Below are 10,755 nucleotides of genomic sequence, written 5' to 3' on the forward strand. Positions count from 1 at the left end.
GGCCCGGCTCGCTGCCGACCCGGTAGACCTTGCCGGCCACCGCATCCAGCACAGGGGCCAGCTTGTCGAAGGCGGCGTCGGCGCCTGCGGCCATCACCGTCATCTCCCCCGCGTCGGCCTTGATGGCACCACCGGAAACCGGCGCATCCAGCATCGGCAGTCCCATCTGCGCCAGCTCGGCGGCCAGGGCGCTCGCCTCTTCGGCGGCGATGGTGGAAGAGACCATGATGGCGGTGCCCGGTTTGAGGTGGCGAGCCAGCCCCGCTTCGCCGAGCAGGATGCGGCGCACCTGGGTGGCGTTGACCACCAGCAACAGCACGGCATCGAGCGTCTCGGCCAGAGGCCTGGCATCGGCCATGACGGCGGCGGCACCGGCCTGCTGCAACTGGCCGCGGGCCTGTTCGCTGAGGTCGATGCCATAGGTGGTGAGCCCGGCCCGCAGGCAGGAACGGGCGGCGCCCATGCCCATGGCGCCCAGGCCGATGACCGCAACATGATAGGGAGTGCTCATCTCGTGATTCCTCGATTACGACTGATGAGCAGATAGTAGAGGCTTGCGGCGATGAAATATCAGGCAGTCGTCACAAAAAGTAACTTAATTGATGTTAATTTTTGTTATTTATGAGGGTTGAGATTCTTTCGAGTCAAATTTTGGCGTTTTTTGTGTGAATAAATGTGATTTGTGAGCCCGTTTCAGGTTATTTATCATTTTTTCCCAGGTCGCTGGGGTAGAATGGCACCTTCCTTTTCCCGAGGCGCGAGGCAAGATGATTCCCGTAGAGCGACAGCAACGTATCCTGCAACTGCTGGCAGAGCGCGGCGTGGTCAGCATAGTGGAGCTGACCGACTGGCTGCAGGTCTCCCACATGACCATCAGGCGCGACATCCAGAAGCTGGAGGAGCAGGGGAGGGTACTTTCCGTCTCCGGCGGGGTCAGCCTCTCCCAGCGGATCAAGAGCGAGCCCTCACACGCCGCCAAGCGCAGCCTGATGCAGGGGGCCAAGCTGGCCATTGCCCGGCTCGCCGCCGCCCAGGTGAGCGAGGGGAGCACCGTCTATCTGGACGCCGGTACCACCTCCCTGGAGCTGGCCCGGGAGCTGGCGCTTCGGGAAGACCTGATGATAGTGACCAACGACTTCATGGTCTGCGCCTACCTCATCGAGCACGGCCGCTGCCGCCTCTATCACACCGGGGGTCAGGTCATTCGCGAGAACCAGTCCTGTGCCGGGGAGGCCACCGCCCACTTCCTGCGCAACCTCCATCTGGACATCGCCTTCCTGTCAGCCTCCTCCTGGGACAGTCAGGGGATCTCCACCCCGAGCGAACAGAAGGTGCCGGTGAAGCGGGCCGTGGTGGAGTCGGCGGCGACCCGCATCCTCATCTGCGATTCGTCCAAATATGGCAAGGTGGGGACTTTCAACGTGGTGAGCTGGGATGCGATCGATCAGGTGATCACCGACGAGCAACTGCCCCAGAGCGCCCGCGAGGCATTGGCACAGCACGGGGTCAGGGTGACCATGGCGCCGCTGGCCAGTCTGGTGGCCAGCGCCGAACAGGGGTAAGGAAAGGGGCGACAGGGGGCGAACCACCGCGCCACCTGACCGGGATCAGCGACCCTCTGCGGCCGGTGCGTCCGTCAGCTTGGCGGAGCCCTGGATCACCTCCCCCGCCTTCTCGATGTCCCGTCCCATCCCGTGGATGGTGTTGCAGCCCAGCAACCAGAGGCTGGTGCACAGCACCAGCAGCATGCGATTCGTCTTCATCCTTGCTCCTTTCATGCTATGGGGTCAGTTTGAGCAGGCGCCCCTGGCCTGAATCCGTCAACAGGTAGAGGGCGCCGTCGGGGCCCTCCTTGACGGTACGGATCCGCTCCCCCAGATCGGTCAGCAGCCGCTCTGCCGACACTATCTTGTCTCCGTCGAGGTGCAGGCGCAACAAGGCCTGACCACGCAGGGCGCCGACCAGCAGATCCCCCTGCCACTCCCTGAACAGGTTCCCCTGATAAAAGGTCATGCCCGAGGGGGCGATGGAGGGCACCCAGATCCAGCGCGGTGCCGTCATGCCCGGCGCGCTCTGGCCCACGCCAATCTTGCCGCCCCCGTACTCCTCGCCAAAGGTCACTCTGGGCCAGCCGTAGTTGTGGCCTGGCAGGATGAGGTTGACCTCGTCCCCGCCCTGGGGACCGTGCTCGTGAGCCCAGAACTGCTGGCTGCCCGGACGCAGGGCCGCCCCCTGCATGTTGCGATGGCCCAGGCTCCAGATCTCCGGCAGGGCCCCCGGCGTCTTGACGAAGGGGTTGTCGGCGGGGACCCGGCCATCCTTGTGCAGGCGTACTGTCTTGCCGAGGTGGTTGTCCAGCGTCTGGGCCCGCTCCCGCTCGGTGTAGCGATCCCCCAGGGTGATGAAGAGATAGCCATCCTCCGTCAGCACCAGGCGGGAGCCGAAGTGGGCGCCGCCGGCCACCTTGGGCTCTTGGCGAAACAGCAGTTGCCAGTCGACGAGGGCCTCTTTTTGCAGCCGGGCCCGGGCCACGGCGGTGCCGGCTCCCCCATCCCCCGGCTCGCTGTAGCTGAGATAGAGCCAGCCATCGCCGTCCAGGGCGAGATCGAGCAGACCCCCCTGACCCGTGGCGGCGAGGGGCGGCAGGCCGGAGACCACATGGCGGTTGCCATCTGCATCGATGTGCAGCAGGCGCCCAGGGCGCTCGCTGACGAGGTAGCCGCCATCCGGCAGCAAGGCCAGTCCCCAGGGGTGGCGTAGCTCCCCCGCCACCGGGGTCAGGGTCAGCGCCCGCACCGGGAGCACCAGGCAGACAAGCAGCAGGGCAAACAGTCGCAACATGGGGGCCTCCTCGCTCGGCCAGACCTGAATGTCGCTGAAGTATAGGGGAGGCAAACGGGAAAACGTGAGCAACAACAAGCCATTGGATGATACCGGCAGCGCCGGTTGTCCCTTGGGGCAGGAAGGGAAAGGGGGTGAGCCAGGGCTCACCCCGTCTGGCTAGAAGAGGGCTGGCACGATGCGAAGCGGGTGCTCCGATGGTTTGACTTTGCCTATCTTGCGCTTGGGCAGCTTCACCGGCTCCGTCGGCAGCGCCTCGTAGGGGATGTGCGCCAGCAGGTGGGAGATGATGTTGAGGCGCACCCGTTTCTTGTCCTCGGAGTGGGCCACGAACCAGGGGGCCCAGGCGGTGTCGGTGGCGATGAACATGGCATCCCGTGCCCGGGTGTAGTCATCCCAGCGATCGAAGGACTTGATGTCCATGGGGGAGAGCTTCCAGATCTTGCGGCCATCGTCGATGCGATCACGCAGCCGCCGCTCCTGCTCTTGTGGGGTCACCTCCAGCCAGTACTTCAGCAGAATGATGCCAGAGTCCACCAGGGCTTTTTCCACCATGGGGGTGCCAGCCAGGAATTTGTCGCTCGCCTCCTCGCTGCAAAAGCCCATGATGCGCTCCACCCCGGCCCGGTTGTACCAGCTGCGATCGAAGATGACGATCTCCCCCGCCGCCGGCAGATGGGGGATGTAGCGCTGGAAGTAGAGCTGGCTCTTCTCCCGCTCCGTGGGGGCGGGCAGTGCGACGACCCGAAAGACCCGGGGGCTGACCCGCTCGGTGATCGCCTTGATGGTGCCCCCCTTGCCGGCCCCGTCGCGCCCCTCGAAGACGATGCAGACCTTGAGCCCCTTGTGCACCACCCACTGCTGCAGCCTGACCAGCTCCACGTGCAAGAGGCGCAGCGCCTTTTCGTATGCCTTGTTGCCAAGGGGCTTTTGCGCCTCGGCCACGACCGGTTCTTCCGTTCTGGATTTTCGTTTGCTGCCCATGATGTCCTTCTCTGTGTCTCGGCGAATGGAGGGCCGTCCTGCCGGACGGCGCCCTTCAAGGGTAGATGACGGTGTGCCGCCACCGGGAGTGGCAACTACAGGGGGATGGCTGGGATCATCTTTGGTGGGGCTCGCGGGGTTGTTGGTGGCAGTGAGACATTGAAGAGGGGGGGGCGGGACCTGGCCGCCATGGATGCAGGGGAAATGGCGCAGAAACGGACAAGGGGCTGGCATCATGACGATGCCAGCCCCTTGCTGTGTATGGCGTTCCCGACTGGAGTCGAACCAGTGGCCTGTCCCTTAGGAGGGGACCGCTCTATCCTGCTGAGCTACGGGAACCTTGTGGCGGGCATTATACAAGAAGCATTGTGCTTTTAAACCCTTGATTCCTATTCCAATACGGCCAGGTCACCGATTTGGACATTGAACGGCGAATATTTGTTCTGACTGCTGATGATGGCGCCATCCTCGAACACCTGCACCACCTCGAACAGACCGTCTGCGGGGTTGCGCATCACCCTGGACTTGCCATAGGGGTCGACGAAGTCGGCGCTGTGCTGGACCCGGAACTGGTCCCCGAGTTTGACCCCGTTGCGGCGGCCCAGGTTGATGTGGGGGCCGCGCTCGTGCTGGGCCACGATCCGGGCGGTGACGGGGGCACAGGCGAGTTCGGCGGCGATGTCCTGGGCCGCCTCCTTCAACTGGTAGCCCACCTCCTGGCCAAAGCTCGACTGCCAGAACTGGCCGCCGCTGCTGCCCACCTGCTCCCGCTTGGAGAAGGTCCAGTTGGCGCGGCCCTTGTACTCCTTGCGACCGAGCAGGCTGCCGTTGATGCCGTCGAACAGGTAGAGCTGCATGGAGAAGTTGCGCACGGGATCCTCATACCAGCTGGTGAGGGCGTTGCCCTGGGGCTCGAGGGAGAGGTCGTCGATGCTGCCGAGCACCAGATACTGGCTGTCGGTGCGCAGGCTCAGGGCCTTGATCTCCTCGAGGGCGCTGCGATCCCCCTGTTGCAGATGGAGAGGGTCGATGCGCAGGTTCTCGTCCAGCCACTGGCGAGCGACCACCTGGGGTGTCGTCGCCAGGGTTTCAAACAGCCGGCGGGAGAGATCGGCGGGCATGTCGTCCAGGGCACCGGTGCTTGCCTGGTCCGGGTAGCGCATGCGCAGGCGCACCAGCGTCAAATCCTTGGCGTAGTGCTGGGTCTGGCAGATCTGCCGCTCCGCCTGGATGTCGGCCACGAGGGTGATGTACATGCGGCCGTTGCGCACCTCTTCGCGCTTGAGGCGGTACTGGCGGATGTCGCCGCCGGAGCGGATCTGGATCTGCTCGGAGCGCAGGCTGCCGTTTTCCAGGCGCTGGATGCTGGAGACGGAGGCACCGCTGGCCAGCAGCGCCTGGCGCAGGGCATCCCGGGTCGCCTGCTCGCGGGCGTAGACCTCGTCGCCCCCCAGAATGGCGGCACTGCCCTGGGCCTCGATAAGTTCGGCCCTGGCCGACAGGCTGGCCAGCAGCAGGGTGAACAGCAGCGAAACTTTCATAACAAACACCTTGAGTGGGCGACCCCGCTGCCGCCGGTGGGGCGGGTCAGGGATCCTGGACACAGATCCGGTCTGCACCGGAGCGGGTGACCAAATAAAAGCAAGAACCATGCCTTCTTCCCTGGCCGGAGCCCGTACGGCGGGCTCCGGTGGCACAGTACACGCCTTTGCTTGGGGATCATCGAGGATCCTGCGCGCATTCCCGCCTCAAGTGTTGGCGGTTGCGACCGATAACAGGTCAGGTGCAGATACAGGAAAGGTATCCATGAAGAGAGTTATCACGGTGCTGGCGGTGGCGCTGGCATTGGTCGGTTGCGGGTCGGCCGACCCCATCAATCGGGAGCTGGGAGACCCCCGCCAGGCGGCGAAGGGGATGGAGCTCAACTGGCTGGTGGCCCGCATGACGGATCAGCTGATGGAGCGCAAGTCTCTCACGACCCTGACCGAGCCCATTGCGGTCGCCTCCTTTGTCGATCTCGACACCCTGAAGGACACCAACTGGATGGGACAGCAGATCGAGGAGAGCTTCATCTACGAGCTGAACCGGCGCGGGGAAGTGGTGGTGGACTTCAAGACCACGGGCAACATCCAGGTGACCCCGCAGGGGGACTTCGTGATGAGCCGCAACTACAAGGATCTCTCGTCCCGGCTGCCCATCTCCCGCATCCTGACCGGCACCTTCAGCCGCAATCAGCAGGGGATCCTGGTCAACGCCCGCATCATCGATCTGCGCACCAAGATGGTCGAGACCACGGCCCAGAGCCTGATCCCGAAACAATATTTGTCCGGTGCCAGCAACTCCTTTGGCCGGGCCTCCATCAATCGCGGTTACCTGATGCGGGGGGGCCAGAGCCCGTCCGGTCATCTGGTCAACCTGACCCCTTGAGGTGGCGCGTCATGAAGCGTGAAGCGGGCTGGCTGACATTGAGCCGTGAAACATCGGGTGTGGTGAACAGGAAAACGGGGAAACAGCGATGAAAATCTTGTTGGGTTGCCTGATGGCCATGTTGCTGACGGCGTGCAGTGGCAACCGGGTGGTGAACTATGACGTGGGCGAGAAGCCCGATGACTTCCCGGTGCTCAAGGCGGTGGGGTATGCGGTGATCGACATCCAGCCCGGTCCCTCCCAGTCCGAGAAGATGTTGCAGGCGATCCGCGCCTCCAAGATGGACGCCTACCGGGAGCTGGCGGAGCAGCTCAACGGCCAGCAGGTGCGCGGCCAGAGCAGCTACAAGGACCTGACCCAGACCTCCAACTCCCTGGATGTGTCGGTGGCGGGCATGGTGCGCGGTGCCCGGGTGGTGGCGACCTATCCCCGTGGCAACACCTATGCCACCGAGCTGGAGCTCGACACCCGCAACCTCTATCACCTGAACCAGCTGATGGCGGGCCAGTTCTAGGGCGGGTCCGGGGGGGCGCCGGCATGAGCCCGGCGATCATCACGGCACAGACAAAGGCGAGCGCAGGCTCGCCTTTTTGTTTGGTCGGGAAAGGGCTCGGATCTGCGGGGAATAACCGGGTTGGTGCCTTGGACGGCATAGGGCCTGGGGAGGATAAACGGGGTTGGCGTCTTGGACGGGATAGGGCCTGGAGAGGATAACCGGGGTTGGCGTCTTGGGGGGGAACTGGTCTTCGGCAGGAGAAACGGAGTTGATGGGCCGGTCGGGATCCGGCCTGTGGCGAGGAAAATCGGGGCTGAGGCCGAACAAGAGGTGCCCGGGCGCCGGAATAGCGGCCTTTTTTGTTTAGGGAAATCTAACGATGCCGCCATGTCGTTAAATAAAGCCAAACGATAGAAAGGCCCGGCAGGCGGCAAAAGGGGGCCGCAACGGGAGGAAGATGGCCTGATGGTGAGTGGAAAGACAGCCGCGCCAGATCCCGGGTCCACGAGGAAGGGGGTGGAGGGCGGTTTAACGCCGGAAGGGAAGGGCGGGACTGGGCCGCGTCTCACGGGGAGGGCGCAGAGAGCACAAAGGCGAGCCGGGGCTCGCCTTTGTGTAGCAGGGGCGGGATCTGCTCCCCATCAGCTTCCCATCAAGACGGGCGGCACGGCGGTCGGCTTGACGTCTTCGCTCGGGTAGCAGCCCAGCACCTTGATGTAGCGGGTGATCTTGGTCAGCTCCAGCAGGGCGGCCTGCATGGCCGGGGTCTGCAGGTTGGCGGAGACATCCAGGTAGAACATCTCCTCCCAGGGGTTGCCCTGCACCGGACGGGATTCCAGCTTGGTCATGTTGATCTCGTGGCTGCGCAGCACCAGCAGCGCCTCCACCAGGGAGCCCGGCTTCTGGGAGGTGGACATGATGAGGGTGGTCTTGGCCGGGATCTGGGGCGCCACGTCGATGGGCTTGCGCGCCACCACGATGAAGCGGCTGTAGTTCTCCTTCTGGTTGGCGAGCTGCTCGGCCAGCACGTCCAGGCCGTAGAGCTCGCCGCCTGCGGCGCTGCCGATGGCCGCCGCTTCCGGGCTTGCCAGCTCCTTGACCTTCATCATGGCGCTGGAGGAGGAGTCGCAGATCTCGTGGCGCGCCCCTTCCAGCTTGCTGAGGTAATGGGAGCACTGCTGGAACACCTGGGGATGGGCGTAGAAGGTCTTGATGCGTTCGATCTCGGTGGGCACGGCGGTGAGGATGCAGTGCTCGATGGGATAGGTGAGCTCACCCACGATGGAGAGGGTGGTGTGCTGCATCACGTCGTACACCTCGTTGATGGAGCCCGAGCTGGTGTTCTCGATGGGCAGCACCCCGAAGGCGGCACGGCCCGACTCCACGGTGTCCAGCACCTCGCGGAAGTTCTGGCAGTTCACCTCGATCACCTGATCCTTGTAGCGGGCCAGGTACTTGCGGGCGGCCAGGCTCGAGTAGGAGCCGCGCGGTCCCAGGTAGGCAACGCTGGTCATGGGCTCCTGCTGCTGGGGGTTGAGCAGGCTCTGCAGGTAGGCCTGCTGGGAGAGCACGGAGTCTTCGATGATGGTGTGGTAGATGCGGGTGATGTACTGGGCATCCAGTCCGAGGGCGCGCCCTTTCTGGATCAGGGCGACCAGCAAGTCCTGCTCGCGCTGGTGGTCACGGATGGGACGGGGATTGGCCTGCTTGGCGCGGGCGACCTCGATGCTGAGGGTCTTGCGTTTGGCCAGCAGGGCGAGCAGCTCCTGATCCAACTGGGTGATGTCGTGTCTGATCTCGTCGAGCGTTGCCATGGTGGTTCCCTATCCAGTGATTCTGTGGTGTGTGGTGCAAAAAAAAGCCTCCGCTGGGGAGGCTCGATTCGTCTTTGGTTTCTGTTTACGCGAATGGTTCACGTGACGACGGGCCTTCCCTCATGTGGGCCGGGTAAACGAGAAAACAAAGAAGAATGGTGTGTTCATGGGCGTGTCCTGAATGTAACGCCATAACCATTAAGGGATTTGGCGGTGCGATGCAAGTAAAATTTGCCCGGGGGCGTTGAACGGGGCAGGGTGGTGGCTCGGGTTGCCGAGGGAGAGTGAGCGTCGTTCTGGTCCCTGTTTATGGCAACCGCTGTAACCACATCCGTGGCAACAACACATAGAGGGGACGAGACGATGGCGGTGATCTTCGATCTGGGCAGAGTGGTGGTGCGCTGGGATCCGGTGGCCATAGTGAGTGGGGTGCGCGGCCCCGAGGGGGCGACAGCGATCGCGGAGCAGCTGTTCAACCACCCGGACTGGCTGGAGGTGGACAGGGGGACCCTCTCTCTGCACACCATGGCCCGTCAGGCGCAGGGGCGCACCGGCCTGTCGATGGCGGAGAATCTGGCCATCTTGCAGGCGGTGCCGTCCTCCCTTGTGCCGGATCCCGCCATGGTGGCGCTCATCGAAGAACTGCACGGTGCAGGCCACACCCTCTATGCCCTCTCCAACATGGGGCACGCCAGCATCGACTGGCTGGAGCAGCATCAGTCCTTCTGGCGCTTCTTCAGCGGCAAGGTGGTGTCGGCCCGGGTGCGGATGCTCAAACCCGAGCCCGACATCTACCGTTATCTGCTGGTGTCGTTCGACCTCAAGGCTGGGGAGTGCCTCTTTATCGACGACAGCCCGGCCAACGTGGCGGCGGCCGAGGCGCTCGGTCTGCGGGGGCTGATCTTCACCGATCCGGCCCGGTGCCGGGCGTATCTGATCGCTCAGGGGTTGTTGCCGGCCTGAGGGGAGCCAGTTTCGCTTCGCAGCGAAAAAAGTGGGGGAAGCGTTGATTTGGAGCAAATAATGTACAGTTTTACCCGCACTCTTTAAGTGTATATTCAGCTTGGGGTGGGCAAAATGGTATCCAGTTCATCATCCGGAGTTGTTGTTATGGATGCCAATGTCGTTGCGCTGAATCGGGGATACGATCAGACCTTTCAAGCCAGGGAACAGAGGCTCATCAACACCCTGGCCGGTTACAGCGAACTGCTTGTCTCCTTCTCCGGCCGACTGGAATCCTGCTACAGCATGGATCTGTGCCGGGCCAGCGGGGTGCGATTTCGCGCCATCACCCTGGACAACCCCACCCTCAGCCGCCAGTCGGTGGCCAGGGCACAGCGCTACTGCCGGCACTACGGCATCCCCCATCAGGTGCTCAAGACCGACGAGATGATCTTCAGCGCCCACCTGGGCCACCTCGCCGAGGTGACCGACCCGGTGCGCTACCTCTGCCAGCAGCTCGAACATGAAGAGGGCCCGCCGCTGCTGATGTCAGCCTCGGTGGAGGAGAAGCGGGAGTACCTGCGTCGCTTTCACAGCCTGCCCGCCAACACCCTCTGGATCTTTGCCGAGCAGGGGATGACCAACCGGGATTTTCGCTACGGTTTTCACCAGCGGCAACTGGCGCTCTGGGGAGACGTGGGGGAGGCCTGCCTGAGCCGGCGCTTTGTCGATATGACCTCCCTGGACAGGCGGCACCTGCGGATGGTCGACATGGCCGAGCAGATGCTGGTGGACATGGGACTGGGGGGCGCCCAGGTCTTCTTCCATACCCTGGGTGACAGGGTCACCACCCTTGCGAGGATCCGGGTGCCCGAACGGCTGCGGGCCCTGGTGTTCGACATGCAGCCCACCATCCAGAAGGCCCTCAGGAGTGCCCAGTTCGATCTGGTGACCCTGGATCTGGCCACGCTGGAGGATCCCCACCCCCTGGTCATCTGAGCCGGGGCGTAACGTGAGGGGGGTCATAGGCAAGGAGGGCACGACTCTTTATACTGCCCCCTTCGCATCCTTTATCGAGTGCCTGCCCATGAAACCCCTCTCCCGACTGCTGCTCGCCCTCTGTCTGTGCCCTCTGCTGGCCGAGGCGGCTCCCCTGCACCAGATCACCTTGCCGGATGGTCGCCAGGTGCAACTCAATGACGATTTCACCTGGGAATACCTGCTGGTCAAGCCGGCAGCCACGGTAGCCGG

At 63.7% G+C, this 10,755-nt stretch carries 12 protein-coding genes, 1 tRNA gene and 1 other annotated feature; of the genes, 6 read left to right on the forward strand and 7 right to left on the reverse strand.

Annotated features, from left to right (window positions below):
- On the reverse strand, window positions 1-511 hold a 511-nt coding region (locus AACR77_RS14305), incomplete at its 3' end, for an NAD(P)-binding domain-containing protein (protein ID WP_042882425.1).
- A gap of 256 nt (window positions 512-767) precedes the next feature.
- Here AACR77_RS14305 and AACR77_RS14310 point away from each other — a divergent pair.
- Complete coding sequence (locus AACR77_RS14310; protein WP_010673300.1) at window positions 768-1,562, forward strand: DeoR/GlpR family DNA-binding transcription regulator; 795 nt, start codon at window positions 768-770, stop codon at window positions 1,560-1,562.
- Window positions 1,563-1,607: 45 nt separating this feature from the next.
- Here AACR77_RS14310 and AACR77_RS14315 read toward each other — a convergent pair whose 3' ends face one another.
- The 5 genes from AACR77_RS14315 to AACR77_RS14335 all read right to left on the reverse strand — a co-directional run bounded on the left by AACR77_RS14315 (window position 1,608) and on the right by AACR77_RS14335 (window position 5,366).
- The gene (locus AACR77_RS14315; RefSeq protein WP_010673301.1) at window positions 1,608-1,763 is read right to left on the reverse strand and encodes an entericidin A/B family lipoprotein; all 156 of its coding nucleotides are present in this window, start codon (window positions 1,761-1,763) and stop codon (window positions 1,608-1,610) included.
- A 16-nt stretch (window positions 1,764-1,779) separates the two neighbouring features.
- Complete coding sequence (locus tag AACR77_RS14320) at window positions 1,780-2,841, reverse strand: PQQ-dependent sugar dehydrogenase (RefSeq protein WP_042882426.1); 1,062 nt, start codon at window positions 2,839-2,841, stop codon at window positions 1,780-1,782.
- 159 nt (window positions 2,842-3,000) lie between these two features.
- Complete coding sequence (gene ppk2 / locus AACR77_RS14325) at window positions 3,001-3,825, reverse strand: polyphosphate kinase 2 (protein ID WP_042864304.1); 825 nt, start codon at window positions 3,823-3,825, stop codon at window positions 3,001-3,003.
- A gap of 262 nt (window positions 3,826-4,087) precedes the next feature.
- Window positions 4,088-4,164, reverse strand: a tRNA-Arg gene (locus AACR77_RS14330).
- Window positions 4,165-4,214: 50 nt separating this feature from the next.
- On the reverse strand, window positions 4,215-5,366 hold the full coding sequence (locus tag AACR77_RS14335; RefSeq protein WP_039041370.1) for a flagellar assembly protein FlgT: 1,152 nt from the start codon (window positions 5,364-5,366) through the stop codon (window positions 4,215-4,217).
- A gap of 265 nt (window positions 5,367-5,631) precedes the next feature.
- Here AACR77_RS14335 and AACR77_RS14340 point away from each other — a divergent pair, with 265 nt between their 5' ends.
- Both AACR77_RS14340 and AACR77_RS14345 read left to right on the forward strand, forming a co-directional pair.
- Window positions 5,632-6,252, forward strand: a complete 621-nt coding sequence (locus tag AACR77_RS14340; RefSeq protein WP_010673310.1) for a FlgO family outer membrane protein — start codon at window positions 5,632-5,634, stop codon at window positions 6,250-6,252.
- An 88-nt stretch (window positions 6,253-6,340) separates the two neighbouring features.
- Entirely contained in the window at window positions 6,341-6,766 is a 426-nt protein-coding gene (locus AACR77_RS14345) for an LPP20 family lipoprotein (RefSeq protein WP_010673311.1), read from the forward strand.
- A 623-nt stretch (window positions 6,767-7,389) separates the two neighbouring features.
- On the opposite strand, the gene pheA is transcribed toward AACR77_RS14345, so the two are convergent.
- Window positions 7,390-8,562 carry a prephenate dehydratase gene (pheA, locus tag AACR77_RS14350; protein WP_010673312.1) on the reverse strand — a complete coding sequence of 391 codons (1,173 nt, stop codon included), beginning with the start codon at window positions 8,560-8,562 and terminating at the stop codon, window positions 7,390-7,392.
- A 38-nt stretch (window positions 8,563-8,600) separates the two neighbouring features.
- Window positions 8,601-8,734, reverse strand: a sequence feature (Phe leader region).
- A gap of 191 nt (window positions 8,735-8,925) precedes the next feature.
- Between pheA and AACR77_RS14355 the strand changes: the two genes are divergently transcribed.
- From AACR77_RS14355 to AACR77_RS14365, 3 genes are all read left to right on the forward strand, one after another.
- Window positions 8,926-9,525 carry an HAD family hydrolase gene (locus AACR77_RS14355; RefSeq protein ID WP_042864299.1) on the forward strand — a complete coding sequence of 200 codons (600 nt, stop codon included), beginning with the start codon at window positions 8,926-8,928 and terminating at the stop codon, window positions 9,523-9,525.
- A gap of 147 nt (window positions 9,526-9,672) precedes the next feature.
- Window positions 9,673-10,503, forward strand: coding sequence for a hypothetical protein (locus AACR77_RS14360; RefSeq protein ID WP_039041372.1), 831 nt, complete (start codon window positions 9,673-9,675; stop codon window positions 10,501-10,503).
- Between the two features lie 88 nt (window positions 10,504-10,591).
- Window positions 10,592-10,755 (forward strand): DUF3157 family protein (locus AACR77_RS14365; protein ID WP_442853379.1); only part of this gene is annotated, 164 nt, incomplete at its 3' end.

Source organism: Aeromonas sp. ZOR0002 (assembly GCF_963866995.1).
GTDB lineage: Bacteria > Pseudomonadota > Gammaproteobacteria > Enterobacterales > Aeromonadaceae > Aeromonas > Aeromonas caviae.